Annotated in this window: 25 protein-coding genes and 1 riboswitch; of the genes, 14 read left to right on the top strand and 11 right to left on the bottom strand. The window is 71.4% G+C overall.

Going from position 1 to position 24,892, the window contains the following annotated elements; translation table 11 throughout:
• Positions 1–43 precede the first annotated feature (43 nt).
• Positions 44–856 carry a uracil-DNA glycosylase gene (locus tag ACX80P_RS07665; RefSeq protein ID WP_459277464.1) on the bottom strand — a complete coding sequence of 271 codons (813 nt, stop codon included), beginning with the start codon at positions 854–856 and terminating at the stop codon, positions 44–46.
• A 110-nt stretch (positions 857–966) separates the two neighbouring features.
• Here ACX80P_RS07665 and ACX80P_RS07660 point away from each other — a divergent pair, with 110 nt between their 5' ends.
• From ACX80P_RS07660 to groL, 3 genes are all read left to right on the top strand, one after another.
• On the top strand, positions 967–1,272 hold the full coding sequence (locus tag ACX80P_RS07660; RefSeq protein WP_459277463.1) for a DUF3263 domain-containing protein: 306 nt from the start codon (positions 967–969) through the stop codon (positions 1,270–1,272).
• 42 nt (positions 1,273–1,314) lie between these two features.
• Positions 1,315–1,944 carry a LytR C-terminal domain-containing protein gene (locus tag ACX80P_RS07655; protein WP_459277462.1) on the top strand — a complete coding sequence of 210 codons (630 nt, stop codon included), beginning with the start codon at positions 1,315–1,317 and terminating at the stop codon, positions 1,942–1,944.
• Positions 1,945–2,553: 609 nt separating this feature from the next.
• Entirely contained in the window at positions 2,554–4,188 is a 1,635-nt protein-coding gene (gene groL, locus ACX80P_RS07650) for a chaperonin GroEL (RefSeq protein ID WP_459277461.1), read from the top strand.
• A 207-nt stretch (positions 4,189–4,395) separates the two neighbouring features.
• Here groL and ACX80P_RS07645 read toward each other — a convergent pair whose 3' ends face one another.
• From ACX80P_RS07645 to ACX80P_RS07620, 6 genes are all read right to left on the bottom strand, one after another.
• Positions 4,396–4,686: a WXG100 family type VII secretion target gene (locus ACX80P_RS07645; protein WP_459277460.1), complete on the bottom strand. Its 291-nt coding sequence runs from the start codon at positions 4,684–4,686 to the stop codon at positions 4,396–4,398.
• 61 nt (positions 4,687–4,747) lie between these two features.
• Entirely contained in the window at positions 4,748–6,328 is a 1,581-nt protein-coding gene (locus ACX80P_RS07640; protein ID WP_459277459.1) for a sensor histidine kinase, read from the bottom strand.
• 10 nt (positions 6,329–6,338) lie between these two features.
• Positions 6,339–7,049, bottom strand: a complete 711-nt coding sequence (locus tag ACX80P_RS07635; RefSeq protein ID WP_459277458.1) for a response regulator transcription factor — start codon at positions 7,047–7,049, stop codon at positions 6,339–6,341.
• Positions 7,050–7,108: 59 nt separating this feature from the next.
• Positions 7,109–8,764, bottom strand: a complete 1,656-nt coding sequence (locus tag ACX80P_RS07630; RefSeq protein ID WP_459277457.1) for a DNA repair helicase XPB — start codon at positions 8,762–8,764, stop codon at positions 7,109–7,111.
• The gene (locus ACX80P_RS07625) at positions 8,757–11,222 is read right to left on the bottom strand and encodes a helicase-associated domain-containing protein (RefSeq protein ID WP_459277456.1); all 2,466 of its coding nucleotides are present in this window, start codon (positions 11,220–11,222) and stop codon (positions 8,757–8,759) included. The genes ACX80P_RS07630 and ACX80P_RS07625 overlap by 8 nt, the downstream gene beginning before the upstream one ends.
• 88 nt (positions 11,223–11,310) lie before the next feature.
• Positions 11,311–11,601, bottom strand: a complete 291-nt coding sequence (locus ACX80P_RS07620; RefSeq protein ID WP_459277455.1) for a hypothetical protein — start codon at positions 11,599–11,601, stop codon at positions 11,311–11,313.
• A gap of 170 nt (positions 11,602–11,771) precedes the next feature.
• Here ACX80P_RS07620 and ACX80P_RS07615 point away from each other — a divergent pair, with 170 nt between their 5' ends.
• The 3 genes from ACX80P_RS07615 to ACX80P_RS07605 are packed head-to-tail and all read left to right on the top strand — an operon-like array spanning position 11,772 to position 14,121.
• Positions 11,772–12,155: a cold-shock protein gene (locus ACX80P_RS07615; RefSeq protein WP_459277454.1), complete on the top strand. Its 384-nt coding sequence runs from the start codon at positions 11,772–11,774 to the stop codon at positions 12,153–12,155.
• A 9-nt stretch (positions 12,156–12,164) separates the two neighbouring features.
• Positions 12,165–12,809, top strand: a complete 645-nt coding sequence (locus ACX80P_RS07610) for a DUF3027 domain-containing protein (protein ID WP_459277453.1) — start codon at positions 12,165–12,167, stop codon at positions 12,807–12,809.
• 34 nt (positions 12,810–12,843) lie between these two features.
• A complete protein-coding gene (locus ACX80P_RS07605; RefSeq protein WP_459277452.1) occupies positions 12,844–14,121 on the top strand; it encodes an MFS transporter in 1,278 nt (425 codons plus the stop codon).
• A 29-nt stretch (positions 14,122–14,150) separates the two neighbouring features.
• On the opposite strand, the gene serC is transcribed toward ACX80P_RS07605, so the two are convergent.
• The gene (gene serC, locus ACX80P_RS07600; protein ID WP_459277451.1) at positions 14,151–15,275 is read right to left on the bottom strand and encodes a phosphoserine transaminase; all 1,125 of its coding nucleotides are present in this window, start codon (positions 15,273–15,275) and stop codon (positions 14,151–14,153) included.
• Positions 15,276–15,522: 247 nt separating this feature from the next.
• On the opposite strand from serC, the gene ACX80P_RS07595 reads away from it, so the two are divergent.
• The 8 genes from ACX80P_RS07595 (at position 15,523) to fdhD (ending at position 22,307) form a co-directional block, all read left to right on the top strand.
• Complete coding sequence (locus tag ACX80P_RS07595; protein ID WP_459277450.1) at positions 15,523–16,221, top strand: iron-dependent transcriptional repressor DtxR; 699 nt, start codon at positions 15,523–15,525, stop codon at positions 16,219–16,221.
• Positions 16,222–16,352: 131 nt separating this feature from the next.
• A riboswitch (cyclic di-AMP (ydaO/yuaA leader) is annotated at positions 16,353–16,520 on the top strand.
• A 5-nt stretch (positions 16,521–16,525) separates the two neighbouring features.
• Positions 16,526–17,512 (top strand): hypothetical protein, encoded by a 987-nt coding sequence (locus ACX80P_RS07590; protein WP_459277449.1) that lies wholly within the window; start codon positions 16,526–16,528, stop codon positions 17,510–17,512.
• A gap of 36 nt (positions 17,513–17,548) precedes the next feature.
• Positions 17,549–18,487 carry an NlpC/P60 family protein gene (locus tag ACX80P_RS07585; protein ID WP_459277448.1) on the top strand — a complete coding sequence of 313 codons (939 nt, stop codon included), beginning with the start codon at positions 17,549–17,551 and terminating at the stop codon, positions 18,485–18,487.
• A 218-nt stretch (positions 18,488–18,705) separates the two neighbouring features.
• Positions 18,706–19,203 (top strand): HNH endonuclease, encoded by a 498-nt coding sequence (locus ACX80P_RS07580; protein ID WP_459277447.1) that lies wholly within the window; start codon positions 18,706–18,708, stop codon positions 19,201–19,203.
• The gene (gene mobA, locus ACX80P_RS07575) at positions 19,200–19,808 is read left to right on the top strand and encodes a molybdenum cofactor guanylyltransferase (protein ID WP_459277446.1); all 609 of its coding nucleotides are present in this window, start codon (positions 19,200–19,202) and stop codon (positions 19,806–19,808) included. The genes ACX80P_RS07580 and mobA overlap by 4 nt, the downstream gene beginning before the upstream one ends.
• A 17-nt stretch (positions 19,809–19,825) precedes the next feature.
• On the top strand, positions 19,826–20,110 hold the full coding sequence (locus tag ACX80P_RS07570; RefSeq protein ID WP_459277445.1) for a DUF6457 domain-containing protein: 285 nt from the start codon (positions 19,826–19,828) through the stop codon (positions 20,108–20,110).
• Positions 20,107–21,366, top strand: a complete 1,260-nt coding sequence (locus ACX80P_RS07565; protein ID WP_459277444.1) for a molybdopterin molybdotransferase MoeA — start codon at positions 20,107–20,109, stop codon at positions 21,364–21,366. The genes ACX80P_RS07570 and ACX80P_RS07565 overlap by 4 nt, the downstream gene beginning before the upstream one ends.
• Positions 21,367–21,479: 113 nt before the next feature.
• Positions 21,480–22,307 (top strand): formate dehydrogenase accessory sulfurtransferase FdhD, encoded by an 828-nt coding sequence (gene fdhD / locus ACX80P_RS07560; RefSeq protein WP_459277443.1) that lies wholly within the window; start codon positions 21,480–21,482, stop codon positions 22,305–22,307.
• A gap of 87 nt (positions 22,308–22,394) precedes the next feature.
• Here the strand turns inward: fdhD and ACX80P_RS07555 are convergent, their stop codons facing one another.
• From ACX80P_RS07555 to ACX80P_RS07545, 3 genes are all read right to left on the bottom strand, one after another.
• Positions 22,395–23,186, bottom strand: coding sequence for an amino acid ABC transporter ATP-binding protein (locus ACX80P_RS07555; protein WP_459277442.1), 792 nt, complete (start codon positions 23,184–23,186; stop codon positions 22,395–22,397).
• Positions 23,173–23,832: an amino acid ABC transporter permease gene (locus ACX80P_RS07550; protein ID WP_459277441.1), complete on the bottom strand. Its 660-nt coding sequence runs from the start codon at positions 23,830–23,832 to the stop codon at positions 23,173–23,175. The genes ACX80P_RS07555 and ACX80P_RS07550 overlap by 14 nt, the downstream gene beginning before the upstream one ends.
• A gap of 67 nt (positions 23,833–23,899) precedes the next feature.
• Positions 23,900–24,718 carry an amino acid ABC transporter substrate-binding protein gene (locus ACX80P_RS07545; protein ID WP_459277440.1) on the bottom strand — a complete coding sequence of 273 codons (819 nt, stop codon included), beginning with the start codon at positions 24,716–24,718 and terminating at the stop codon, positions 23,900–23,902.
• Positions 24,719–24,892 lie beyond the last annotated feature (174 nt).

Raw genomic sequence — 24,892 nt, 5'->3', positions numbered from 1 at the left:
ACGCGCCGCCCCGGTACCGCGGGCGACGCGGCGAAGCCGTGAATCAGCCCGACCGAGCGCTCGTGCGCGACCAGTCGACCGGAGCGGCGCCCTGCTGTACCAGGAGCTCGTTGGCGCGGCTGAACGGCCGTGAGCCGAAGAAGCCCCGGGAGGCGGAGAGCGGGCTGGGGTGCACCGACTCGACCGTCGGCGTCGGGCCGAGCAGCGGCTTGAGGCGGAGCGCGTCCTTGCCCCACAGGACGGCCACGAGCGGGCCACCCCGCGCTACGAGGGCCCGGATGGCGGCGTCCGTCACCTCCTCCCATCCCCGGCCTCGGTGCGACGCGGCTTCGCCGGCGCGTACCGTGAGCACGCGGTTGAGCAGGAGGACACCCTGCTCGGCCCAGCCGGACAGGTCCCCCGACGTCGGCGGCTCCGCACCGGTGTCGGAGGCGAGCTCGCGGAAGATGTTCGCGAGGCTCCGGGGGATGGGGCGGGTCGCGGGATCGACGGCGAAGCTGAGCCCGACGGCGTGGCCGATCGTCGGATAGGGATCCTGCCCGACGATGACCACCCGCACCCGGTCCAGCGGGGTGGTGAAGGCACGAAGGATCCGGGTCGGTTCCGGCAGGACGCGGTGGCCGCCGTCGAGATCCTCCGCCAGGGATGCTGCGAGCCGGTGCAGGGCCGGCTCCACCGGCCTGAGTGCGGCCGCCCAGTCGGCGGGTACCAGCGCCTCGACACGGGCCGGAGCCGCGAAGGGGAAGGTGGAGGCGTGAGGCGACGGCTTCCCGCCCGACCCTGCGGCGGCTCCGTCGCCGTCGCGCCCCGGAGGCGTCGCGGGGAGGTCGAACAGGGTGGGATCGCTGGAGGTCATGACGCCATTCTCGCCCCCGGCGTCGAGCCGTGTCGCTCGAATGACAGCGTTGTCATTCGCCACTACCATGGAATGACAGTTGTGCCCACTGAAGGAAGGCGACAGGGGAAATGGCCGAGCCAGTGCGGCATTCGGATGACGCGACATCCGGGGCGGGCGACAGGCTGGCCCTCGGTGACCGCGAGCAGCGCATGCTCGCCCTCGAGCGTGAATGGTGGAAGTACTCGGGCGCGAAGGAGCAGGCGATCCGCGATCTGTTCAGTATGTCCGCCACGCATTACTACCAGGTGCTCAACGCCCTCATCGACACCGAAGCCGCCCTCGCCCACGACCCGATGCTCGTGAAGAGGCTGCGGCGCCTCAGGTCCACCCGGCAGAAGGCACGCTCGGCCCGCCGGCTCGGCGCGGATATCTAGCACCGCCCGCCATCCTCGACGAGCGAAGGACCACCCACCTCCATGACCGATCATCCGCGGGACGAGTTCGACCGCGTCCCGGAAACGTCCGCGCGCCAGGGGGTCCACCGCGGGCGGTTCATCCCTGAGCAGTCGAGCGGCCTCGGACTCAAGATGGCCGCGGGGAGCCTGGCGCTCCTGGTAGGCCTGGGCGCCTTCTTCCTCCCGCACCGACTGGGCTTCCCGGTAGGGAGCGATCGCGCCGCCGCGCCGTCGACGTCGTCGGCTCCGGAGGCGTCCACGACGGAGGACGGAGCGGCAACGGCCGAGCCCTCGGACGCCGCGTCCACCGGCGCACCGGATGAGCCGGGCGGGGAATCCACCGACGACCCGACCGGCTCCGATCGGATGGACGCCGTGGACCGGTCACAGACCGTCAACGTCCTCAACGGCACGGGATCGCCGGGGCTCGCTTCGGTGGCGGCCGGTCGGCTGGCGTCAGCCGGGTGGACATCCGCACTGCCCGGGAACTGGGCCGGTGTCCCCGTGGACGCGTCCGTCGTGTTCTACGACGGCGAGGAGCAGCGCGCCGCCGCCGAAGCCGTCGCTGAGGACCTCGGGATCACCGAACTCGCCGAGAGTGCGGCCATCTCGCCGGCCATCTCCGTCGTCCTCGGCCCCGAGTTCCGGTGACCGGCGCCGCGTCGGTCCTCGAGCGGGATACCGCGGGCGTCCCGGCGGAACGGCTCGGACCCGACGAGGATCACGATGCCCTCGATGAACCCCCCGGGGCGTGGTTCGCCTGACCGTGGAGATTCTGCCGGTAGGGCTCCGGCTCGTACGGGGACGATCGCGGGCCGGATCCCTGCCGGTACGCCCCGACCCGGAGGGCGGCTGGTGAGGGCCCCGCCGGCCCGTTCCCTTGCCGGACTCCCCGTGCTCCGGACCTTCTGCCGGCGTCGACACTGTGCCTCCTGGGACCCGTGGTCCGGTAGACCTATGCCCTCTCCGGCATCCGCGCCGGAGCAGCGTGGCGGGACGGGCCGGACGGCGGAGCGACCGCCCCGGACCGCCCCCCGCGGGTTGCACTCATAGGGTGGGAGTGCTAATTATTGAGTTAGCACTCGCGCGCGCAGACTGCTAAGACTGTGCGAGGCGCGTGAAGCAGGCAAACCTCTGTGGTGGGGGTGGGGCAGGAGCGTGAAAGAGATCGTTCCAGCTTCATCCGGCCGTCGCGGGCACCACACGCAGGCAAGCATTCACATGCTGAAATGCAACCGTCCCGAAAGGACCTAAGCCGTTATGGCCAAGATCATTTCTTTTGATGAAGAGGCCCGCCGTGGCCTCGAGCGGGGCCTCAACATCCTCGCTGACGCCGTCAAGGTGACCCTCGGCCCCCGTGGCCGCAACGTCGTACTCGAGAAGAAGTGGGGTGCCCCCACCATCACGAACGACGGCGTGTCCATCGCCAAGGAGATCGAACTCGACGACCCGTTCGAGAAGATCGGCGCCGAACTCGTCAAGGAAGTCGCCAAGAAGACGGACGACGTCGCCGGCGACGGAACCACCACCGCCACCGTGCTCGCCCAGGCCCTGGTCAAGGAAGGCCTGCGTAACGTCGCGGCCGGTGCCGACCCCCTGAGCCTCAAGCGCGGCATCGAGAAGGCCGTCCAGGCCGTCACCGAAGAGCTGCTCGCCTCCGCCAAGGAGATCGAGACCAAGGAGCAGATCGCTGCGACCGCGTCCATCTCCGCGGGTGACGACGAGATCGGCGCCCTGATCGCCGAGGCCCTGGACAAGGTGGGCAAGGAAGGCGTCATCACCGTCGAGGAGTCCAACACCTTCGGACTCGAGCTCGAACTCACTGAAGGTATGCGCTTCGACAAGGGCTACATCTCGGGGTACTTCGTCACTGACGCAGAGCGCCAGGAGACGGTCCTCGAGGACCCCTACATCCTGATCGTGAACTCGAAGATCAGCAACGTGAAGGACCTCGTCGCCGTCCTCGAGAAGGTCATGCAGTCGGGCAAGCCCCTGCTCATCATCGCCGAGGACATCGAGGGCGAAGCCCTCGCGACCCTCGTGGTCAACAAGATCCGCGGCACCTTCAAGTCCGTCGCCGTCAAGGCTCCGGGCTTCGGCGACCGCCGCAAGGCGCAGCTCGCCGACATCGCGATCCTCACGGGTGGCCAGGTCATCGCCGAGGAGGTCGGCCTCAAGCTCGAGACCGCCACCCTCGACCTGCTCGGCACCGCCCGCAAGGTCGTCGTGACCAAGGACGAGACGACCATTGTCGAAGGTGCCGGCGACGCCGATGCCATCGCCGGACGCGTGGCCCAGATCCGCGCCGAGATCGACAACTCGGACTCCGACTACGACCGCGAGAAGCTGCAGGAGCGCCTGGCCAAGCTGGCCGGCGGCGTCGCAGTCATCAAGGCCGGCGCGGCAACGGAGGTGGAACTCAAGGAGCGCAAGCACCGTATCGAGGACGCCGTCCGCAACGCGAAGGCCGCCGTCGAGGAAGGCATCGTCGCCGGTGGCGGCGTGGCCCTCATCCAGGCCGGCGCCAAGGCGTTCGCCAACCTCGAGCTCACGGGCGACGAGGCGACGGGCGCGAACATCGTCCGTGTCGCCATCGATGCGCCGCTCAAGCAGATCGCCTTCAACGCCGGCCTCGAGCCCGGCGTCGTCGTCGACAAGGTCCGCGGCCTGCCCGCCGGCCACGGCCTGAACGCTGCCACCGGTGTGTACGAGGATCTCCTCGCCGCCGGCGTCAACGACCCCGTGAAGGTCACCCGCTCTGCACTGCAGAACGCAGCGTCGATCGCCGGTCTGTTCCTCACCACCGAGGCCGTCGTGGCCGACAAGCCGGAGAAGGCAGCACCGGCCGGCGGCGGCGACGACATGGGCGGCATGGGCGGCATGGGCGGCTTCTAGCCCCCACCGCGTGCGCGCCACCCGCGCACGGCACGCCTGAAGGGCGGCACTCCCGGACAGGGGGTGCCGCCCTTCTCGCGCGCAGGCCCGGGCGGAGGCCCGCCGGCGCCCCGGGTGCCGAGCGCAGCAGCCCAGCCGCAGTCGTCTGCTCCGCGCTGCAGGGGACCTGCCTGCTGCACTGCCCGCTGCGCGGCTTGGCCCGGTACGTCAGCTCATGAACATGCGGGCGTTGCTCTGTTCGGCGTCGGCGTACTGCTGGGTGGCGACGTTCAGGGCCTGGTTGATGCCGGTCAGCGATTCCTCGACCTGCTGCTGCGTGGCCCGCCACTGCAGGATGAGCTGCTGGAAATTGGTGGCGGCCTGCCCCGTCCAGAGGCCCTCGAGCTCCCGCAGCCCGGCCTGCATGGAGTTGACCTCCGCCTGCAGCCTTCCGATGGTGCCCTGGACCTGGCCGCTCTTGGCCGCCAGGCCGTCGGTGTCTACGTTGAAGAATGCCATGCTGTGCTCCCGTGCTCGCGCTTCCTTGACGCCCCCGACGCTAGGGCACGGACGGGAGGGGTCAGCTGTCGTCGCCGCGTTTGTGGACAACCGGCTTCGTCGGAGGTGCCTGTGGAGGAGTGATGGCGTGGGAGAAGGCGGGGTGGTGCGCGTCCGTCGTGGCCTCGTCGGGTGAGTCGTCCTGCTCCTGCGCCTCCTCATCGGATGCATCCTCCTCCAGGGGGACGTGCGGCAGCCGGATCGACAGGGTCGCGCCACCGCCCGGCGTCTCCTCGAGCCGGACCGTGCCGTCGTGCTGGGACACCAGGGCGGCGACGATCGCGAGGCCGAGACCCGTACCGCCCGTCTCCCGGTGGCGCGAGGTGTCGGCCCGGTAGAAGCGCTCGAAGACCTTCGCGGCGTCGTCCTCGGAGATGCCGGGACCGTGGTCGCGCACCTCCAGGACGGCATCGCTGTGACCGTGCAGCACCGGGGCGACGCCGACCGCGATCTCGATGGGCGACCCGGCGGGCGTGTACCGGAGCGCGTTGGTCATCAGGTTCGCGACGACCTGGCGGAGCCGGGCCTCGTCGCCCCGGGTGGGCGCGGAGCGGGGGCTGCCGCCGTCGAGCCCGATGACGGAGATGGTGCGGTCCGGGGCGGTGGCCCTGGCGTCGAAGGCGGCGTCGTGGCCGAGTACCGTGAGGTCCACGGACTTCACCTCGGGCCGGCGCTGCTCGTCGATCCGCGCGAGGGTCAGCAGGTCCTCGACCAGCTGGCCCATGCGGATCGCCTCGCTCTCGATCCGGCCCATGGCCGCCGCGACGTCCTCGTCCTTCTGCAGGGCGCCGTGCCGGTACAGCTCGGAGTAGCCGCGGATGGTGACGAGCGGTGTCCTCAACTCGTGGGACGCGTCGGCGACGAACCTCCGCATCTTGGTCTCCGACGCCGTGCGGGCGGCGAAGGCCCGCTCGATGTGCGCAAGCATGGCGTTGAGGGACCGGGAGAGCCGCCCGATCTCGGAGGCGGGGCGTTCGACGGCGACGCGGCGGGAGAGGTCGCCGGCCGCGATCGCCGCTGCCGTCCGCTCCACGCGGGCGAGCGGCGCGAACTGCCGCGTCACCGTCACGAACGCGATGAGCGAGGCGAGGGCGGTCGTGACGAGGCCGGAGGTGAGGATGATCTCCTTGGCCTCCTGCAGCGACTCGTTCACCGTGTTCAGGCGCGAGGCGATGGCGAGGTACCCGTCGGTGTTGGCGAACCGGAAGATCCGCACGCGCCACCCCTGGCTGCCGGCATCGGTGCTGGGCACGTCGAAGCCGGCGCCGTCGAGGTCGATGATGCGTTCCTGCGTGATGCCGCCGAGGTCGGGCACGTCGACGGCATCGGCGGACTGGTTGGCCGCCACCACGCCGCCGTCACTGTCGAGCAGGGCGGCGTAGTACCTCAGCACGGCGCCGTCGGACTGGGGCTCGGTGGAGTAGATGTCGTTCGCGACGGTCCTGGCGTTGTTCCACAGGTCCTGGTCGATGCGGTCCACCAGCCCGTTACGCAGCAGGGAGATGGTGGCGAGGCTCGTGATGCCGACCGTGACGATCATCAGGAGCATGATGATCGCCACGAGCTGCGAGCGGAGCGACGCCGCGTTCCAACGCTTGACCAAGTCGCCGGTGCTACCGCTTGTCAGCGGTGCGCAGGAGATAACCCACGCCCCGCTTGGTCTGGATCAGGGCGACGGCGTCGGGGTTCCTGTCGATCTTTCGCCGCAGGTACGAGATGTAGGACTCGACGATCGAGGCGTCGCCGTTGAAGTCGTACTCCCACACGTGGTCGAGGATCTGCGCCTTCGACAGGACGCGGTTGGGGTTCATCATGAGGTATCGCAGGAGCTTGAACTCGGTGGGGGAGAGGTCGATGATCTCCCCGTTGCGCCGGACCTCGTGGGCGTCGTCGTCGAGTTCCAGGTCGGCGACGCGGATCACGGCGTCGTCGTCCTCGAGCGGGTGCGTGCGGCGCAGGACCGCGCGGATGCGCGCGACGACCTCGTCGAGGCTGAACGGCTTCGTGACGTAGTCGTCGCCGCCCACCGTGAGGCCCGTGACCTTGTCGTCGGTGTCGTCCCGGGCCGTCAGGAACACGACGGGGAAATGCCGGCCAGCGGCGCGGAGGCGCCGCGTGACGGTGAACCCGTCCATGTCGGGGAGCATGACGTCCAGCACGGCGAGGTCGGGGTTGTGGGTCTCGGCGGCAGCGAGGGCGTCCCGGCCGTTCGCGGCGGCGACCACGTCGAAACCGGCGAAGCGCAGGGACGTCGACAGGAGTTCGCGGATGTTCGGTTCGTCGTCGACGACCAGGAGTTTCGCTTCAGGGCCTGTTTTCTTCACTCTCCCAGTATCCGCAGGTTGTCTGTGAATTGGCTGGACCATCACTGGGAGAAGTCTCGTCAGTCGCTGGGCCCGCTGTCGGCAATGGCCTTGGCGTCGAGGATACGGTACGCGTAGCCCTGCTCCGCCAGGAAGCGCTGGCGCTTCGCGGCGAAATCCTGGTCGAGCGTGTCGCGGGCCACGACGGTGTAGAAGCGGGCCGCCCGCCCGTCGGCCTTCGGCCGGAGCAGCCTGCCGAGGCGCTGGGCCTCCTCCTGGCGGGACCCGAAGGAGCCCGAGACCTGGATCGCGACGGACGCCTCCGGGAGGTCGATCGAGAAGTTCGCCACCTTCGACACCACGAGCACCGTGATCTCCCCGGACCGGAAGGCGTCGAAGAGCCGCTGCCGTTCCTTCACCGACGTCTCGCCCTTGATGACGGGAGCGTCGAGCCGCGCCGCGAGGTCGTCGAGCTGGTCGATGTACTGGCCGATAACCAGCAGCTGCTCGCCCCGATGCGCGGCGACCAGCTTCTCCACGACGTCGGACTTGGTGTCCGACGTCGCGCACAGGCGGTACTTGTCGCCGTCGTCGGCCATCGCGTAAGCCACCCGCTCGTCCCGCGGCAGGTCGACCCGCACCTCCACGCAGTCCGCGGGGGCGATGTACCCCTGGGCCTCGATGTCCTTCCAGGGGGCGTCGTAGCGCTTGGGACCGATGAGCGAGAAGACCTCGCCCTCGCGGCCGTCCTCGCGGACCAGGGTCGCCGTGAGGCCGAGCCGACGGCGGGCCTGGAGGTCCGCGGTCATCTTGAAGATGGGCGCCGGGAGGAGATGCACCTCGTCGTACACGATCAGTCCCCAGTCGTTGGCGTCGAGCAGCTCGAGGTGCGGGTACAGGCCGCCTCGGCGAGTCGTCAGGACCTGGTAGGTCGCGATGGTGACGGGCCGCACCTGCTTCACCGCTCCGGAGTACTCCCCGATCTCCTCCTCGGTCAGGGACGTGCGCTTGAGGAGCTCGTCCTTCCACTGCCGCGCGGACACGGTGTTGGTGACGAGGATCAGCGTGGTGGTCTGGCTCGTGGCCATCGCAGCGGCACCGACGAGGGTCTTCCCCGCGCCGCAGGGCAGGACGACGACGCCCGAACCGCCCGACCAGAAGTTCTCCACGGCCAGCTGCTGGTACGGGCGCAGCGTCCAGCCGTCCTCGTCGAGCATGATCGGGTGAGGCGTCCCGTCCACATAACCGGCGAAGTCCTCGGCCGGCCACCCCAGCTTGAGCAGCAGCTGCTTGAGCTGCCCGCGCTGGGAGGAGTGCACGACGACCGTCTCGCCGTCGATCCGGGGCCCGAGGAGGGGCTGGATCTTCTTCGCGTGCAGGACCTCCTCCAGCACGGGGTAGTCCGTCGTCCGCAGCACGAGGCCGTGCTGGGGGTCCTTCTCGAGCCGGAGCCGTCCGTAGCGGGACATCGTGTCCTCGATGTCGATCAGGAGGGCGTGGGGCACGGGGAACCGGGAGTACTTCAGCAGGGTGTCGAGGACGTGCTCGGCGTCGAGCCCGGCGGCCCGCGCGTTCCAGAGCCCGAGCGGCGTGAGCCGGTAGCTGTGGACGTGCTCGGGTGCGCGCTCGAGTTCGGCGAACGCGGCGATCGCGTGGCGCGCCTCCGTGGACTGCTCGTGGTCCACCTCCAGCAGGATGGTCTTGTCGCTCTGGACGATCAGCGGTCCGTCAACCATCGGCGGCGCTCCCTTCGAGGATCTCCACGTCCATGACGCGGTGTACGGACACGACTTTCTCCACCTGGTTCTCGGGATCGAACACCCGCAGGCGGCCTCCCGACACCGAGAGTGGGACAAGGACCTGGCGCACGTGATTGCCTTCGCTGTCCGCGGTGCCCAGGCGGATCCGGCTGCGGGACCGGATGGCGGCACGCAGCATCTCCAGCCCCAGGAGCGTCTCGCTGTCGGCGGCGCCCGCCGGATCGGCGGTACCCGACCGTGGCGTGCGGAGGGCGGCCAGCTGCGCCGTGATCTCCTCCTCCACGACCGACCAAGGGTTGAGTCGCGACCTCAGCTGATCCGGGACCCCGCCGGGCGCTGACGGCCGGGATGCCCCGGCGGGCGATGGTGTCCCGGCGGGCGATGGTGCGAAGGCGACCACGGCATCCGACGCCGGCGCGAATCCGAGATCGCGCAGGAGGCCGGTGAGTTCCTGCACGGAGGCGGGTGACACCAGCACGGTCGGTGCGATCTGCACGACCCCGAGGACCGCGGCGCGCGGGTCGGCCAGGACCGTGGCGGCGACGGCGTCGTCCTCCGTGCGCAGGTAACTGCCCGCCCGGCCCACGCGGAGGCCGCCGTACCGGGACGCCGTGTCCTCGACGAGGTACGTCAGGGCCTGCGGGATCTCCGTGGCGGAGTGGGCGCCGAGGAACCCGAGGATCGACGGGGCGTCCTCCCCGGCGTCGAGCGCCGCACGGATCGACTCCGCGGAGAAACGGTAGGTCGTGGCGGGCCCCTGGCCTTCGGGCGTGGACATGCGCAGGAGTCCGCGCGCGACCTCGGGCTGCAGGTAGCCCGGCGCGACGGCGGTGAGGTCCGCCTGCAGGACCACCTGGGAGACCGGGGCGGGCAGGGCGTCCCGCACGCTGCGGGCGGCGTCGTCGAGGCGTCCCTCGGCGACCAGGCGCCCTGCCTCGGCGAGTGCTCCGCTGCCGGTCAGCCCGAGCGCCGCTGCCTCCGTCATCATCCCGGGGATCAGCCGGGCGAAGCGGCGGTGCAGGCGCGGCTGGTGCCAGGTCGCGAGGCCGACGACGTCCTCCTCGGTTAGGACGCGGACCGCCCCGGACCCCCCGGCTGCTCCGTCGGTCTTCCCTCCGGTGGCGTCCCCTCCTGCGGTGACCGCCGTGACCGTGGCGTCGGACAGTTCGAGGGCGACGGACAGGAGCCGCCGGCGCACCATGGGGGCGTCGGGTCGGGACGCCTCGGCGGCGAGGGCGTTGACGGACGTGCCGTCCGGCAGCTTCGACCCGGCGAGCGCCGGCGCGCGGTCGACGGCGAGCCACCCCTCGACGAGCAGTTGCCACTGGGTGTCACGGTCAAGGACCTCCCAGGTGTCCAGCCGGGCGGCCTTCCAGCGTGAATCGTCCGGGTCGAGGGCGAGCAGGCCGACGGCGGCCGCGAGCTCCAGCAGCCAGGCGGCCTCACCGTCGCCGCACTGCAAGGCCTCGCGGACGCGCCGCAGTTCGCGCACGCCCACCCCGCCGGACCGGAGGGTGGAGACGGGGGAACCGCCGACGACGGCCAGCAGGGACCCCATGAGCCGCAGGGTCTCGGCGATCGCGCCGAACGCCGCGTTGTCACGGAGCGTCGCAGGGGTGGTCCGCAGGGCAGGGCGAGGCGGCTCCAGGTCGAGGGACGCGAAGACGGCGTGGCCGCGGACGGCCATGCCCACGCCGCGCGGAAGTTCGACGTGGAGGGCGTCCAGCGGCGCCAGGAGGCAGCGGTCCAGGAGCCACTGCACCGCCGGCGGGGCCCCGCCGTCGCCCCCGGTCGCCGTGGCGCCGACCGGGGTGTCGCGGAGTCGTGCGAGGAGGGCTGCCGAACCCTCGGGGGCGCCGGCCAGCAGGCGGTCCCAGGCGTCCGGGTCCGCCGTCGCCCGGTCCAGGACCCGCGCCGCGGCCGCCGACGTCAGCGCCTCGTCGGCGGAGTCCGGGGCGACGACGTGGGCGGCTCGGACGAGCGCGGGACCGAACCGCGGGATCGACCGGGCGAGGGTTCGGAAGGATCGGCCCAGGCCCGCCGGGTACGGCGCCACGGCGTCGGCCATCGCTCCGACGGGGAGGAAGCCCTCCGACGCGGATCCGACGACGAGCGCGCGCGCGGCGAGGTCGGCGAGGATCGCCTCGACCGCGTCGGTGTCCTGCTGCGAGAGGGCTTCGGCGAGGCGGGCCGGCGGCACCGCGCCGCCGTCGTCCTCGGTGAGGACCGCGAGGGCCTCGAGGACCTGGAGCTGGGGCCGCGTGATGTTGTCCAGGGCCCGCTGCAGGCTCACGCGCGAGGACGCCCGGGCCGCGAGCGCGGCGAAGTCCGGGACCGGGGGGAGGATGAGGTCGGGCCGGACGGTGAGGAGGCGGCGTACGTCGTCATCGCTCCGGAGGGCCAGCTGATCGGCCAGTGCTCGGATTGCGGACATCCCCTCAAGATTACCCGGCACCGCCGACACGGGGGGCGCGGGTCCGGGTCGCTGCAGCGCGCCGCAGCTCCCCCGGCGGGGGGGGGGGTCAGGTGTTCCGGCGGGAGACGACGGACCAGATGAGCAGCGAGACCATCAGGAGGAAGGCGATCGGCAGGCAGAAGTAGCTGGCCAGCACGAAACCGGGCCACACGGTGCCCTGCAGGAAGGCCGTGACCAGGATGGCCGCCAGTGACAGCAGCCCGATGCCCGCGAAGGTCACCGCGAGGACCATGGTCAAGGACCGGCCGCGCGACGGCATCCCGGTCCGGCCGTCCGGCACCGCCGGGTCGCCGGGGTGGTCGGAGGCGGGGCGCATGGCCGATTCGTCAGGGATCATAGCCGTCCCAGACTACAAGAACCGGGCGGGGGACCCGCCCGAACGCTATATCCTAGGAGACACAGACTTCCCTGGCGGTGGCAGCGCGCCCGGGTGCCCGGCGGCCCGCGTCGACGGGGACCGGGAGTGCCGGCGACACCGCCCGGTCCAGCGAAGAAGAGGTAGACGACGTGCCCATCGGCAAAGTGAAGTGGTTCGACGTGGACAAGGGATTCGGATTCCTCGCCACGGACGACGGCAAGGAAGTGTTCCTGCACGCCTCGGCGCTGCCCGCGGGCGTGACGGAGGTCAAGGTCGGCACGAAGCTGGAGTTCGGCGTGGCCGACGGACGGCGCGGTCCCCAGGCGCTCTCGGCGCGTATCCTCGAGCAGGCTCCATCGGTGGCCAGGGCCACCCGGAAGAGCGCCGATGACATGGCCGTGATCACCGAGGATCTCATCAAACTGCTCGACGGCGTCTCCAACGGCCTCCGCAGGGGGCGTTACCCGGAGAAGTCCCACGCGACGAAGGTCGCGGCCGTCCTGCGGGCGGTTGCCGACGACCTCGACGCGTAGGCTTCGGTCATGATCCCGAGCAACCTGCACGCCGTCGACGGTGGTCCCTCGACCGACCTGGATGTGACGCCCACGGGCGCCGCTCCGGGCGCCCCTGCCGACGTCGAGCCTGCGCGCAAGCCCCGGGTGTCCCGCCGCATCCCCAAGACGGACTCCGTACTCGAAGCGGCGGTGGAGCGGGCCCGCCAGGGCGTGCTGGAGGTCGCCCCCGAGGCCCAGGTGGGCCGCCATGTGTCCGCCACGATCGACGGGGAGCGCCTCGTCACGCACCGGTTCGAGGCGTTCCTGCCCGGATACGGCGGATGGCAGTGGTACGCGAGTGTCGCCCGGGTGGCCCGGAGCAAGGAGGTGACGGTCTGCGAGGTGGGACTGCTGCCCTCTCCGGCCTCCCTGCTGGCGCCCGAGTGGCTGCCGTGGTCGGAGCGCGTGCGCCCCGAGGACTCGCCCCAGGACGAGGGATCGCCGTCGGAGGGCGCCGGGGACACTGATGCGACCGGCACGCCCGACGAGCCCGGTACGGTCGGCGCGGCCGGCACGCCGGTCGAACCGGTCGATCCCGGTACGGCAGCCGCGCGCGGCACTGCCGACACCGACGGGACTCCGGTGGCGGGCGAGGGCGACCCGGCCGCCGCGGGACGGCCCGACGCCGAGTGACCACCACGTGGTGCCGGAGCGGACGGGGAGGGGCGTGAACACCTTCCGGTCCCTCGGTATCCACAACTACAGGCTCTGGTTCATCGGTGCGCTGATCTCCAACATCGGCACGTGGATGCAGCGGACCGCGCAGGACTGGCTGGTCTACGACATCCTGACCGAGCAGAACGCGTCGGCGCTCGGGATCGTCATGGCCCTGCAGCTCGGGCCCCAGCTCGTGATCGCGCCGTGGGCCGGCCTCATCGCGGACACGGTCGACCGGCGGAAGCTCCTCGCCACCACGCAGGTGGCGATGGCTCTCCTGGGTGTCGGCCTCGGCCTGATGGTCATCCTGGACATCGCCGTCCTCTGGCACGTCTATGCCTTCGCCCTGGCGCTCGGTGTCGTGTCGGCGTTCGACGCCCCGGCACGGCAGGCGTTCGTGTCCGACCTCGTCCGCGACGAGTACCTGCCCAACGCCGTCGCGCTCAACAGCGCCTCCTTCAACGGGGCCCGCCTCGTCGGCCCTGCGGCGGCGGGACTGCTCACCGCGGGCGTCGGCCCCGGATGGGTGTTCATGATCAACGCCCTGACGTTCGGCGCGATGGTCTACGTGCTGGTCGCGATGCGCACCTCCGAGCTGAATCCCCAGCCGAGACAGGACCCGGGCAAGGGGCGCATCAGGGCGGGCTTCCGGTATGTCCGGCGCCGGCCGGACCTCATGATGGTGATGCTCGCGATCTTCATCGTCGGCACCTTCGGGCTCAACTTCGCCGTGTTCATCGCCGCGATGGCGCGGACCGAGTTCGGCCAGGACGCCGGGGTGTTCGGGGTGCTGTCCTCGGTGATGGCCGTGGGCTCCGTGGCCGGCGCGCTGCTCTCCGCACGGCGTGACAGGCCACGGCTGCGCTTCATCTTCGGCGCCTCGGCGGCGTTCGGGGTCGCGTGCGCGCTCGCCGCACTGGCACCCACGCTGTGGCTGTTCGGGCTGGCGCTGGTACCCGTGGGCCTGTTCGCCCTCACGCTGATGACGAGCGCCAACGCCTATGTGCAGACGACGACCGAGCCCGCCATGCGCGGGCGCGTCATGGCCCTCTACTTCGCCATCTTCCTCGGAGGCACGCCGCTCGGGGCGCCGGTCGTGGGCTGGGTGTCGGACATGTTCGGCCCGCGGTGGAGCCTGGGGGTCGCCGCGGCGTCCGGGATCGTCGCAGCCGCCGCGGGGATCTTCTGGGCGTGGCGCTACCACGACGTGCGGCTGCGCTACGACCGCTCCGCGCCCCGGCGCCTGCGCCTCGACCACGAGACCGGCGCACCCGACCCCACTCCCTAGGAACGGCCGGAACTCCCCACCCCGGGTCCCTACAGGAGGTTCTCGATCACGTGGTCGATGCAGCCGATGAGCGCCGAGACGTCGTCGGGCTCGATCGCCACGAAGGTGGCGACGCGCAGCTGGTTGCGCCCCAGCTTCCGGTACGGCTCGACGTCGACGACCCCGTTCGCGCGCAGGATGGAGGCGATGCGGGAGGCGTCGACGGCGTCGTCGAAGTCCACCGTGACGATCACGGTGGAGCGGTCCTCGGTCCGCGCCACGTACGGGCTCGCCACGGGGGAGGCTTCCGCCCAGCGGTACAGCCGCCCCGCCGAATCCGCGGTCCGGGCCGCGGCGAAGGGCAGCCCGCCCTGTGCGTTGAGCCACTGCACCTGCGCGTCCAGCGCCACGAGGGTCGACAGTGACGGCGTGTTGTAGGTCTGGTTGAGACGCGAGTTGTCGACGGCGGTCTGCAGGTTGAGGAAGTCCGGCACCCAGCGGCTGCCGGCGGCGATGCGTGCGGCGCGCTCCAGGGCTGCGGGGGAGAAGAGGCCGAGCCAGAGGCCGCCGTCGGAGGCGAAGTTCTTCTGCGGCGCGAAGTAGTAGACGTCGGCCTGGGAGACGTCGACGTCGAGCCCGCCTGCTGCGGACGTGGCATCGACGACGACGAGCGCTCCGTCGTCCGAGCCCTCCACCCTCCGCACGGGTGCTGCCACGCCGGTGGACGTCTCGTTCTGCGGCCACGCATAGACGTCCACGCCCGCCTCCGCCCTCGGGTCGGGGCGGGTGCCCGGCTCGCTCGTGATGATGCTGGAGGCATCGAGGAACGGTGCCTTGTCGGTTGCGGAGGCGAACTTGGAGCCGAACTCCCCGAAGGAGAGGTGCTGGGCCTTCCGATCGACGAGCCCGAAGGTGGCGACGTCCCAGAACGCCGTCGACCCGCCCACGCCGAGGACGACCTCGTACCCGTCGGGGGCGGCGAAGAAGGTGCTGAGGCCTTCGCGGACGCGCCCCACGAGGTCGCGGACCGGGGCCTGGCGGTGGGAGGTCCCGAGGAGGGACGTGCCGGCAGCGACCAGGGCGTCGATCTGGGCGCCCCGGACCTTCGAGGGGCCCGCGCCGAAGCGGCCGTCCGAGGGGAGGAGGTGTGCGGGGATGCGGGACGAATCGCTCATGGGGGCTCCAGCTCTCGGACGGGCGGGGTACGACCTCATTCTGCCCCAGCGCCCGCCAGCCCTCCATTTGTGAACGTCCCCGGGACGCCCTGCCGGCCGGGGGCCGCCGGTCCGGAGGATTGCCGGGCCCCTGAGGCCATGCGTTAACCTTGGGGGGCGTGGGGCGGAACCGGGCAGCCGGCCGTACCCCTCACCGGCGTGAGGCATTCCGGCCGCGCACCCGCACCGCACCAAGGAGCTGAACCGCATGACGGACCTCATCGACACCACCGAGATGTACCTGCGGACCATCCTTGAGCTCGAGGAGGAGAACATCGTCGCGCTCCGTGCGCGCATCGCCGAGCGGCTGCGCCACTCCGGGCCCACGGTGTCCCAGACCATCGGCCGGATGGAACGCGACGGCCTCGTCGTCGTCTCGGGGGACCGGCACCTGGAACTCACCGACGTCGGCCGCCGCCGCGCCACCGGCGTCATGCGGAAGCACCGTCTCGCCGAGCGCCTCCTGAGCGACGTCATCGGACTCGACTGGGCGTACGTGCACGACGAGGCCTGCCGCTGGGAGCACGTCATGAGCGAGCGGGTGGAACGCCGGTTGTACGAACTCCTCGGCAAGCCCTCGGACTCGCCCTACGGCAACCCGATCCCGGGGCTGGAAGCGATCGGCGGCGTCGAGTCGGAACTGTTCACCGACGGCGTGGTCACGCTGCTGTCCGCGATGGCCGGCTACGACCCCGGCAGCGTGGTCACGCTGGCCCGCCTCGCCGAGCCCATCCAGGTGGACCCCGAGCTCCTCACGCAGCTCGACGAAGGCGGACTCCGCCCGGGAGCGCGGCTCACCCTCGAGTCCGTGGGGGGATATGTCTCGGTGCGCGTCCCCGGTGTGGAGGGTGCCCTGGAGCTGCCGCCCGAAGTCGCCTCGCACGTGTTCGTCTCGGTCGAGAACTGACCGTCGTCCATCGGGCCGTCACCAAGAACACACCGTTCCGTGACCGGAATGTGACATATCTCGCGTGGTGCTATAGCCTTCAACTCGTGCCGGGCTCGCTCTAGACCCTGCACACTCCTGCAAATCGCCTAGCTCTGCCATTGCCGGAGGTCCGTCCGCACCATCGCATGGCAGAGGCGGGGGAACCAATTCTGGGTTTCGTGACCGAGATCCTTGGGGTGAAGTCGCTGTCCACGCAGCGGCCGGGTGACTCCCATCCGAATCCGACAGCTCACCTCGCAGGCGTTGGGAGAGGTAATCCAACGTGTCCAACAGCTCTTCGCCGGGCCGCCACCGAGCGCCCCGAAACATCAGCCCGCTGACCGATCTGTCCGCCGCCGTCGCATCCAACGCCGGATCCGTCAGCCGCCAGGCCGCCGTCATCGTCGCGGCGTCGGGTCTCGTCCTCACCGCCGGGCTGCCGGCCCAGGGGGCCGCAGGCGCCGAGCGCGAGGTGCAGTCCTCCGCCGTCCTGACCGTCGACCGCGTCGTGGCGTCCGAGGTCACGGTCCCGACCACCGCGGACGTGTCCTTCGATCGCATCGCCGTCGAGGTCGAGCCCGCGCCCGTGAAGCCAGCGCCGGTCAAGCGTGCGCCGGCCAGGCCTGCGCCCGTCGAGGCACCTCCCGTCATGGAGGCGCCCGCCGTCGCGGTGACCCCGGTCGAGGAGGCCCGTGTCGAGGTTCCTCCCGTTGCCGCCCAGACCGAGCCCGTCCCCGCGGTGCCCCCGGCGCCGATCGCCCCTGCCGTCGCCGCCCCGGTCGTCGTGGCTCCCGTCGCCGCACCTGCCGTCGCCGCACCTGCTGCCCGCGTCGCCGCCCCTGCTGCCCGCGTCGCCGCCCCTGCTGCCCGCGTCGCCGCACCTGCTGCCCGCGTCGCCACGCCGGCTGCGCCGGCCCCCGCGCCTGTCGCCCCGCAGACTGCACCGGCCCCCGGCCGGTCCTCCGGCGTCGCCGCCGGCCTGGTCGGTTCGGCGTACTCGCAGATCGGCATCGCCCAGGACTGCACCGCCATGGTCGAGACGGCACTGCGCTCCGTCGGCAAGACCGTGGGCGATCTCGCTCCCGGCCAGTTCTTCCAGTTCGGCGACGTCGTCGGATCGCCTGCGCCCGGCGACCTCGTGATCACCGGCGGCCACGTCGCGATCTACGTCGGCAACGGCCAGGTCATCAGCGGTGGCCTCAACGGCATGAACACCGGCCTGCACAACCTCTCAGACCTTCCCGGCGCCGGCTTCGTCCGCGTCCGCTAGAAACCCTCACCCGGAGAACCCCTCATGCCTTCACTCATGTCTTCCCGCCCCGCCACCGCCCGCCACCGCGACGACGCGCGCACTGCTGCCGCGCTCTCCGTCCTCGCACGGACCGCCGCCGGCGCCGGCGGCATGGGTCGCCAGACCGCCGTCTTCGCCGCCGCCTCCGGGCTCGTCCTCACCGGTGGGGTCGCCGCCAACGCCGCCGACCTCCAGCCCCAGCGTGATGTCGCGGCGTCCAAGGTCACCCTGACCTCCAGCCGCGCGGCCGTCGTCGCCTCGGACAGGGCCGTGGCCTCCTTCAACATGACCCCGGTCAAGGTGAAGGCCAAGCCGGTCGTCGCCAAGAAGGCACCGGTCGTCGCCAAGAAGGCGCCGGCCGTCGCGGCCCCCGTCGTGGCGGCGCCCGTCGTCGAAGCACCTGTCGTCGCGACGCCGGCCGTCGCGATGCCCGTCGTCGCGGCACCTGCCGTCGCGATGCCCGCCGTCGCGGCACCTGCCGTGACCCCCGCCGTCGCTGCGACGCCAGTCGTGACCGCCCCGGTCGACGCGCCGCCCGCGCGCGTCGCGGCAGCACCCGTTGCGGCTCCGGCACCCGTGGTGGCCGCCGCGCCGAAGCCGGCTCCCGCCCCCGCTCCCTCCTCCGGCGTCGCCGCGACGATCGCCGCCGCCGCCCGGGGCCAGCTCGGCGTCACGCAGGACTGCACGCGCCTCGCGAGCAACTCACTCGCGGCCGCCGGGATCAACTTCCACGGCTGGCCGGCGGGGTACCTCTCCCTCGGCCGCACCGTCGGCGCGGGTGAGGCCATCCCCGGCGACCTGATCTACTACGCCGACGGCGGCATGGGTATGGCCCACATCGCGGTCTACATCGGCGGCGGCCAGGCCGTCCACGGCGGATTCAACGGCAACTCGACCGTCATCGCGCCGGCCGAACTCGGCTCCGGCGGCGTGTACATCCGCGTCGGCGGCTGACCCGCGCTTTCCCTTTCGACGGCAGGAGGACCGGCACACCGTGCCGGTCCTCCTGCCGTCGGCGGTAGCAGACGCGGCAGCCCCGGAACACCTCCTCCCCACCGGTACGCCCGGGACGGGGGAGCGGTTTACCCTTGCAGTGTCAATCCGAAGCTTTTCTCCCGATCCCCGGGATGGCAACCGGTTGCGGGGAACAGGTCAGCAATGAGGCAAGCCGAATGCGCACTCTTGTTCTGAATGCAGGATACGAACCGCTGGCGGTCATCACCTTCCGCCGGGCGCTGGTGCTCGTGCTCACGGGGAAGGCGAGCGTCGTGGCCGAGGACGACGACCCCGTGGTCGGTCCCGCCGACGTGTTCGGAAGACCCTCGGTGATCCTGCTCAACAGGTACGTGAAGGTCCCCTACCGTTATGACATCACCGCGACGCGACGAGGGGTGCTGCGCCGTGACAACCACCTGTGCGCCTACTGCAGGAGGGCGGCGACCACCATCGACCACGTGATGCCGAGGTCGCGCGGCGGCGGCGACACCTGGGAGAACCTCGTGGCCTGCTGCCTGGCGTGCAACAACGCCAAGGGCGACAGGACGCTCGCCAGCCTCGGCTGGTCCCTGCGGGTCGTCCCGCGCCCGCCCCGCGGTCCGCAGTGGCAGATCCGCGAACTCGAGAGGCCGGCGCCGCAGTGGAGCGAGTTCCTCACCGAGACCGCCGCGTGAGCGAGGTCCGCCCGCCCTTCGACGCCGTGGTCCTCGCCGGAGGGCGGTCCTCCCGGCTCGGTGGCGTCCCGAAAGCCGGCCTGGTCCTGGGGGGCGTGACCCTGCTCGAGCGGACGTGCGCCGCCCTCGCCGGCGCGGAGCAGTTGGTGGTCGTGGGCCCTGAGCCCGACGCCGGCGCGTGGAGGACCGCGGTCCCGGCGTCGTTCGTGCGCGAGGAGCCGGCCTTCGCCGGACCGGCGGCCGCGCTCGTGGCCGGGCTCCGGGCCGGGACGGGCCGCCGGGCGCCCTGGTGCGCCGTCGTCGCCTGCGACATGCCCCGCATCGCCGACCTCGTCGGGGTGCTGCTCGCCGAGGCCGCCGTGGACGGCGACGCATCGCTCGTGGCCGTGGACGGCGGTCGGACCCAACCACTCGCCGCGCTCTACCGGAGCGATGACCTGGCGGCCGCCGTGGAAGCGGTGCTCGCCGCCGGGTCCGCCGACAACCTGTCGATGCGCAGCCTCCTTGCTAGTGTGAGGACCAGACCCGTCCCGGTTGCGCCGGGAACAACGCACGACGTCGACACCTGGGCTGATGCGAGGGTTCTGGGAGTCGACGTCCCCTAGTACCCCTCGGAGGGCTCATGGACGATCGCCAGAAGCTGCTGCACGAATGGACCGAACGGCTGCTCGCGGCCTTCGAGATCGACGGGACGGACGTGGACATCGACGCCGTTCTCGCGCTGGCGGGCAAGGCGGCCCACAGCGTCGTACGCCCGGCCGCGCCCCTGACGACGTTCGTGGCGGGGTACGCCGCCGGCCTCGCCGTCGGCAGCGGGCAGGCCGACGAGGACGTCGCCATGCGCTCGGCCCTGGCGGTGGCCGACGCCCTCAGCGCGGAGGCCTCGACGGAAGGCGGTACCGCATGAGCGAGACCGCCGCAGCCACCAATGTCGACTGGGCGACGGCCCGCAGCCTGGCCTACCGAGCCGGCCGCGCCCTGCCGTTCCAGACCGTGCCCCTCGCCGACGCGCTCGGGCAGACCCTCGCGGAGCCCGTGCACGCCCTGCAGGCCATCCCCCACTACGCGTCGTCCGCGATGGACGGCTGGGCGGTCAACGGTGAACCGCCCTGGACGCTCGTCAGCCGCCCCGAGCCCGAGGACCACCCGCGCGGCAGGCCCTCCCCGCACAGCGACTCCGGGGAGGTGTCCCTCGCCCCCGGCGAAGCGACCTTCATCCTGACGGGCGGCGTGGTCCCGCAGAACACCCTGGGCATCCTCCGGACCGAGCACGGCTCCGTCCGCGGGGACAGGCTGGACCGCAACGAGGCAGCGCGGCCCGACGAGCCGTCCCCCCACGAACACGTCCGGCCCGCAGGCGAGGAGGCTGAGGAGGGCTCCCTGGCCATCCCCGCCGGCGTGGTCCTCAATCCCGCCCAGATAGCCCTCGCCGCGGTGTGCGGGCACGACACCCTCGCCGTCCTCCGGGCGCCGCGCGTGTCCCTGCTGATGACCGGGGACGAGGTCATCGATCACGGGCTGCCGCATCCGGGCCAGGTCCGGGACACCTTCGGACCCCAGCTGCCCGGCTTCGTCGCGCTGCTGGGCGGCCACGTCGACGTCGCCGGCCGCGCGAGGGACGACCTCGACGACGTCGTCGAGGCCATCAGCGGCGAGCCCACCGACGAGTTCTCCCTCACCCGGGCGTCCGGCGACGTACTCATCACCACGGGCGGTACCGGCAGTTCCTCCGCGGACCACATCCGCAGGGCGCTCCTGGAGATCGGCGCCGAACTGATCATCGACGGCATCGCCATGCGGCCCGGGCACCCGACCCTGCTCGCGCGCCTTCCCGACGGGCGCTTCCTCGTCGGGCTCCCGGGCAACCCCCTGGCGGCGATGATGGCGATGCTCACGGTCGCCGGCCCCCTCCTCGCGGGCCTGCGCGGCTCCCGCCTGGACGAGCCCGCACCCGTGGTGGTCGCCGACGCCCTCGACCCCCTGCCGGGGAGGAGCCGCCTGGTGCCCTACCGGATCGAAGCCGGGCAGGCCGTGCCCAGCGCGCACCAGCGCTCCGGGATGCTCCGCGGGCTCGCGGCGGCCGACGGCGTGATGGTGGTCCCCGCGGAGGGGTGCCGGGCCGGCGACGCCGTGCCTGCCCTGCCGCTGCCGTGGGTGGGATAGACCCCCGTCGCGTCGGGTACCCCACCGGGGGACCTGCCTGTGTCCGAACCGACACGCCCGATGGTGCCCGGGGTCAACTAACCTCGACATAGGACCGAGGCAAGGAGTATCGAATGAACCGGGTCACGCAGCGCCGCCGCATCACCAAGTTCCGCGTCGGCGCGCAGACAGGGCGCCGCGAGGACGTGCTCGCGGGGGAGGAGCCCCTGGAGATCCGCCTCGACGGAAGGGCGTTCACCGTCACCATGCGCACCCCGGGGGACGATTTCGACCTCGTGGCGGGCTTCCTCGTCTCGGAGGGCGTGGTCTGGGAGCCCGGCCAGCTGCCCAGTCTCCGCTACTGCGCGGGCGTGGACGACAACGGGCAGCAGACCTTCAACGTCGTCGAGGCGCAGCTCCGGCCCGGCGTCGAGCTGCCGGACACCGCCATGGAGCGCCACGTCTACACCTCGAGCTCGTGCGGCATCTGCGGGACCGCGTCCATCGACGCGGTCCGGAAGTCCTCGCGGTTCGACCTGCACGAGGACGCGTCGCCGGTCGACCTCGGGATCCTCGCCTCCCTGCCGGACCGCCTGCGCGGGAGCCAGAAGCTCTTCGACCGCACCGGTGGCGTGCACGCCGCGGGTCTCTTCTCCGCGGAGGGGGAGCTTCTCTGCCTGCGGGAGGACGTGGGACGGCACAACGCCGTCGACAAGGTGGTGGGGTGGGCGCTGCGCGAGGGCATGCTGCCGCTGCGCGGGACGATCCTGCAGGTCTCCGGACGGGCGTCCTTCGAACTCGTCCAGAAGGCGCAGCTGGCGGGCATCCCCGTGCTCGCGGCCGTGAGCGCGCCGTCGTCGCTCGCCGCGGACCTCGCGGACGACGCCGGGCTGACGCTCGTCGGTTTCAGCCGCGGCACCACGCTGAACTGCTACTCGCACCCGGACCGCATCGCGGCCTGAGCGGCCTGAGCGGCCCACACGGGCAGCCGCTGCGCCGTCGATCCTCGCGGTTCGCCGTGAACACCGTGCAGGACGCCGCGCCCCGGGTCAGAAGGGGTTGAGCAGGCGCTGCACGAAGCGGCGCGTACGCTCCTCGCGGGGATGGCGCAGCACCTGGTCGGGGTGGCCGTGCTCGACGACGACGCCGCCGTCCATGAAGACCACCTCGTCGGCGACCTCGCGGGCGAAGGCCAGCTCATGGGTCACGATCACCATGGTCCACTTCTCCTCCGCGAGTTCCTTGATGACGGTGAGGACCTCGCCCACCAGCTCGGGGTCCAGGGCCGACGTCGGTTCGTCGAACAGGAGCAGGTCCGGCTGCAGCGCCAGGGCCCGGACGATCCCGACGCGCTGCTGCTGCCCGCCGGACAGGTTGAAGGGGTAGTCGTCCCGCTTTTCCGCGAGGCCCACGCGCGCGAGGAGCCGTTCCGCCTCCGCGACCGCTTCCTTCCGCGGGCGTTTCTGCACCTGGACCGGGCCCTCGATGATGTTCTCCAGCACGGTCATGTGCGGGAACAGGTTGTAGTTCTGGAAGACCATGGCGCTGCGGTCGCGCAGGGACAGGGCCTCCTTCTTCGGGACCTTCGCGCCGAAGTCCACCGACGGTCCGCCGCGGAACGCGACCGTCCCGGCGTCGGGTGTCTCCAGCCCGTTGAGGCAACGCAGCACGGTGGTCTTGCCCGACCCGGAGGGCCCCACGAGGGCGACGACCTGCCCGCTGTCGACGTGCAGGTCGATCGAGGAGAGCACCGTCGTGGTGCCGAAGGATTTCTGCAGGTCCGTCACCCGCAGCAGGGGGCCTCCCGCGGCGGGCGGATGCAGGGGATCAGTGGGCGACATAGCGGTCCAATCTCTTCTCGAGGGCGGACTGGCCGCTGGACAGGACGAGGCAGAAGACCCAGTAGATCGCTGCGGCCTCCAGATAGAGCAGCATGAACTGCTGGGAGAAGGCGGCGATCTGCTGCGCCTCGCGGAACAGCTCCGTCACGAGGATCAGCGACGCCAGGGACGTGTCCTTGACGAGGCTGATGAACGTGTTGGACAGCGGCGGCACGGAGACGCGCGCCGCCTGCGGGAGGATCACCCGGCGCAGGGTCAATGTGCGGGACATCCCGATGGTGTGGCCGGCCTCCCACTGGCCCTTGGGCACGGACAGGATCGCGGCACGGAGGATCTCCGCGGCATACCCGGCGACGTTGAGCGAGAACGCGATGATCGCGCTCGGCCACGGGTCGATCGTGAGGCCGATCGAGGGCAGCCCGTAGAAGATCACGAAGAGCTGCACGAGCAGCGGGGTGCCCCGGATGACGGACACGTAGAAGCGGGCGATCCCGGACAGGACGGGCTGTCCGCTGATGCGCATGAGCGCGACCACGAGGGCGAGGGCGAGCCCGATCGTGAAGGACGCGAGGGACAGCGGGATGGTCCCCGTCAGGCCGCCCGAGAGCATGGGCCAGAAGGAGGTGCGCAGCAGTTCCCAGTCCATCAGTCAGCCCCGGGAGCCGCCGCGCCCGGCGGGCAGGGGCACGACGGCGTCCGGCGCGGCGTGGGCATCACTCGCTGACGTCGGTGCCGAAGTACTTGTCCGAGATCTCGGCCAGCGTGCCGTCGGCGCGCAGCTCGCCCAGCGCCGCGTCGATGGCGTCCACCAACTCGGTGCTGCCCTTGGCGACCGCCACGGCGCTCTCCGACGTCTCGTCGGTGGTCGCCGCGATCTTGATGGCGTCGTTCCCGTCCGTCTTCTGGTAGTCGAGGTAGGTCAGCTCGTCGTTGATCGTCGCGTCGACGCGGCCCTGCTCGAGGAGGGTCACGGACTGGGCCCAGCCCTCGACGGGCTCCACGTTCGCGCCGCTGTCCTTGGCGAGCTTGTACCAGTTGCTGGTCAGGGACTGCGCCGTCGTCTTGCCCTCGAGGTCCTCGAAGGAAGAGATGTCGTCGTTGTCGGCGCTCGTGACGATCACCCCGGAGCTGACCGTGTACGGCTCGGAGAAGTCGTAGCTCTCCTTGCGGTCGTCCGTGATGGACACCTGGTTGGCGATCACGTCGAAGCGGCCGGCCTCGAGTCCGGCGAAGATCGCGTCCCACTGGGTCTCCTCGAACTCCGCCTCGACGCCCATCTTCTCGGCGACGGCGGTGATGACCTCGACGTCGTACCCGGTGAGCTCGCCGCTGCCGTCCTCGTGGTAGCTGAAGGGCTTGTACGTGCCCTCGGTGCCCACGGTCAGGACCCCCGCGTCCTGGATCTCCTGCAGGGAGGTGGGCTCTGCCGATTCGGAGGAGCCGCCGTCACCGGCAGGGGCCGACGACGAGCACCCGGCGAGCGCCAATGTGAGGGCTGCGGCGGTACCGAGGATGGACAGGCGGTGATTCATGGGATGCTTCCTTGAGGTGTGGGGGACAGGCGCGGCGGGCGCCGGAAATAGAAGGGCTCCTGAACGGCTTGAACCCAACGTGCTTCGGCGTCGCCCGATCATGGCCGACGCCGACACACTACTGAGGTCAACACCGGGACAGCCACTTATTGTTCCGAAGCATTACGGCGGGGT

It is taken from the genome of Arthrobacter arabinosi (genome assembly GCF_054511115.1).
Note: the sequence above shows the minus strand (reverse complement) of the source record. Positions and strands in the feature narration are given on the sequence as shown.

What these genes read in the sequence shown, in the direction of transcription:
- fdhD (WP_459277443.1), top strand. Translation starts at nt 21,480, where the DNA reads ATGAACCGGGTCACGCAGCGCCGCCGCATCACCAAGTTCCGCGTCGGC.
- ACX80P_RS07550 (WP_459277441.1), bottom strand. Translation starts at nt 23,832, where the DNA reads ATGGACTGGGAACTGCTGCGCACCTCCTTCTGGCCCATGCTCTCGGGC.
- ACX80P_RS07655 (WP_459277462.1), top strand. Translation starts at nt 1,315, where the DNA reads ATGACCGATCATCCGCGGGACGAGTTCGACCGCGTCCCGGAAACGTCC.
- ACX80P_RS07595 (WP_459277450.1), top strand. Translation starts at nt 15,523, where the DNA reads ATGACGGACCTCATCGACACCACCGAGATGTACCTGCGGACCATCCTT.
- ACX80P_RS07580 (WP_459277447.1), top strand. Translation starts at nt 18,706, where the DNA reads ATGCGCACTCTTGTTCTGAATGCAGGATACGAACCGCTGGCGGTCATC.
- ACX80P_RS07570 (WP_459277445.1), top strand. Translation starts at nt 19,826, where the DNA reads ATGGACGATCGCCAGAAGCTGCTGCACGAATGGACCGAACGGCTGCTC.
- ACX80P_RS07625 (WP_459277456.1), bottom strand. Translation starts at nt 11,222, where the DNA reads ATGTCCGCAATCCGAGCACTGGCCGATCAGCTGGCCCTCCGGAGCGAT.
- ACX80P_RS07585 (WP_459277448.1), top strand. Translation starts at nt 17,549, where the DNA reads ATGTCTTCCCGCCCCGCCACCGCCCGCCACCGCGACGACGCGCGCACT.
- ACX80P_RS07545 (WP_459277440.1), bottom strand. Translation starts at nt 24,718, where the DNA reads ATGAATCACCGCCTGTCCATCCTCGGTACCGCCGCAGCCCTCACATTG.
- ACX80P_RS07565 (WP_459277444.1), top strand. Translation starts at nt 20,107, where the DNA reads ATGAGCGAGACCGCCGCAGCCACCAATGTCGACTGGGCGACGGCCCGC.
- ACX80P_RS07555 (WP_459277442.1), bottom strand. Translation starts at nt 23,186, where the DNA reads ATGTCGCCCACTGATCCCCTGCATCCGCCCGCCGCGGGAGGCCCCCTG.
- ACX80P_RS07620 (WP_459277455.1), bottom strand. Translation starts at nt 11,601, where the DNA reads ATGATCCCTGACGAATCGGCCATGCGCCCCGCCTCCGACCACCCCGGC.
- ACX80P_RS07665 (WP_459277464.1), bottom strand. Translation starts at nt 856, where the DNA reads ATGACCTCCAGCGATCCCACCCTGTTCGACCTCCCCGCGACGCCTCCG.
- ACX80P_RS07645 (WP_459277460.1), bottom strand. Translation starts at nt 4,686, where the DNA reads ATGGCATTCTTCAACGTAGACACCGACGGCCTGGCGGCCAAGAGCGGC.
- groL (WP_459277461.1), top strand. Translation starts at nt 2,554, where the DNA reads ATGGCCAAGATCATTTCTTTTGATGAAGAGGCCCGCCGTGGCCTCGAG.
- serC (WP_459277451.1), bottom strand. Translation starts at nt 15,275, where the DNA reads ATGAGCGATTCGTCCCGCATCCCCGCACACCTCCTCCCCTCGGACGGC.
- ACX80P_RS07660 (WP_459277463.1), top strand. Translation starts at nt 967, where the DNA reads ATGGCCGAGCCAGTGCGGCATTCGGATGACGCGACATCCGGGGCGGGC.
- ACX80P_RS07630 (WP_459277457.1), bottom strand. Translation starts at nt 8,764, where the DNA reads ATGGTTGACGGACCGCTGATCGTCCAGAGCGACAAGACCATCCTGCTG.
- ACX80P_RS07610 (WP_459277453.1), top strand. Translation starts at nt 12,165, where the DNA reads ATGATCCCGAGCAACCTGCACGCCGTCGACGGTGGTCCCTCGACCGAC.